At 70.1% G+C, this 1,791-nt stretch carries 1 protein-coding gene; it reads right to left on the bottom strand.

Going from position 1 to position 1,791, the window contains the following annotated elements; translation table 11 throughout:
* A partial coding sequence (locus ACFQ6N_RS40595; RefSeq protein WP_380659169.1) for a hypothetical protein occupies positions 1–1,765 on the bottom strand: 1,765 nt, incomplete at its 3' end.
* Between the last annotated feature and the right edge of the window lie 26 nt (positions 1,766–1,791).

A 1,791-nucleotide genomic window follows, 5' to 3' on the forward strand; every position in this document is an offset into this window, starting at 1 on the left:
GTGCGTCTGTGGTGCCCAGGCCTGCACCGGCGCCCAGCGTCAGCCGCAGCGTGCCGGCGTCCACCGACTGCATGCCACGCGCGATGCCACGCCGCGCCGCATCTTCCTGCACGAACGCGTTGTAGCCGGTTTCGTTGTAGCCGGAGTGGCGGCGCACCACGTCGGCCGGGGTCAGCACCAGGTCCGTCCACAACGGCGATGCGGAAGGCGCGAGCCCCTGCGCCTGCTGGCCGCTGACTTTCCACGAGCCGGTTCCGGTGGCGGTGGCCAACGCCTGCTGCGTGCCCTGCGCCCCTACTTCCACCCGGAACGCGCCCGGCTGCAGCGCGTAGGACGCCGGCAGCAACGTATAGGTGCCCGCCGCCAGGCCCGGCACCCCTTCAGGCACGGTGATGCGCTGGCCGATGCCCGGGTCGGCGCTGCCGTCGGCCAGGCCCAGCGGCGCGATGCCGTTGCGGTAGGACGGGACAATGGCATACACCGCGTTGCTGCTGGCGCTGAAGGTGTAAGCCGGATTGGCGTCACGCAGTGCGTGGCTGCGCACGTCCACCGAGCCGCTGCGGCCACTGACGAACCCTGCGCCGGTCAGCGTGCCGCCACCGGACAGGTCCAGCAGCGCACCGGCCTGGATGTCGACACTGTTGGCATGCAGGTCGACACCCACCGTGTCCACGGTGTTGATCATGCCCACCAGGCTGGGACTGACATCCTTGCCGTTCAGGCGCCAGCGCTGGCCATCCACGGTGCCACCGAAGGGAACGCTGAGGCCGGCTGCGCTGCTTGAGGTCACACTGCCGGGCAACAGCGTGATACGCGACGCGACGTTGCCTGGGCCCAGGCCGCCGATCACCAGCTGTCCCAGCGGCGCGCGCACCACGCCTCCCTGCTCGACCGTGGCGGCAACCAACGCCAGCGAACCGAACACCGAATCGGCCGCAGGAGGCGTGGCGCCGGTGCCATGGATGCGAAGCACGCCCTTGGCATCGGTCCAGTTGTTCTGTCCACCCAGCACGTCGTAGATCGATACCGCGATACGGCCCTTGGTTCCGGCAACCGGATAGATCTGCGCGGCCGTGATGTCCAGGCTCGACGGCGCCAGCAGCTGGGTATCGAAGAAGTTGCTGTTGCCACTGACTTTCGCCAGCAGCCGCAGGTCGCCGCTGCTGGCAAGGTGGGCGCTGCCGAAGCCGGCCAGATCGACCGTATCGCGTACGTCCAGCACCTGTGCCGAGGCGCTGAAACTGTGGTTGCCGGCGTCGGCACGGGCCGCCACCGGCGCCACAAAGGGATTGTCCGAGGTGTCACGGAACCAGCGTGCCTGCGCAAGGCGCACATAGGGCGCCTGCACGTGCAATGCCGATCCCGCCGCGCTGCCGGTGGCCATGCCCATCGCGGCATCGCTCAGCCCGTACAGGCGCAGGCTCTGCCCCACGCGCAGGTCGACATCCCCCTGCGCGCGAAGATCGCCGAACACCGAAAGATGGTCGAAGCCACCGGCCTGCACCTGTGCCGCCGACAGCTCGGCGTGCCCGTGCTGCAATGGCGTGGACGCGCCAGGGGCTGCATCGCTGGACTGCTGCACCAGGGTGATTGCACGCGGGCCAAGCTCCGCAGCGCCCGCCCGGCGCTCGTACACCCCACCGCCGAAGGCCACGCCCAGCGTGCCGCCCTGCGCGCCAACGCCACCGGCCGCCGCCCGCAGCGTGCCATCCAGGTACAGGCCATTGGCCGAGCGCAGCACGATCGTGCCGCCGTCGCTGGCCACGGAGCGGGTGCCACTGCCATCCACCG

Source organism: Kitasatospora sp. NPDC056446, assembly GCF_042796115.1.
Classification (GTDB): domain Bacteria; phylum Actinomycetota; class Actinomycetes; order Streptomycetales; family Streptomycetaceae; genus Kitasatospora.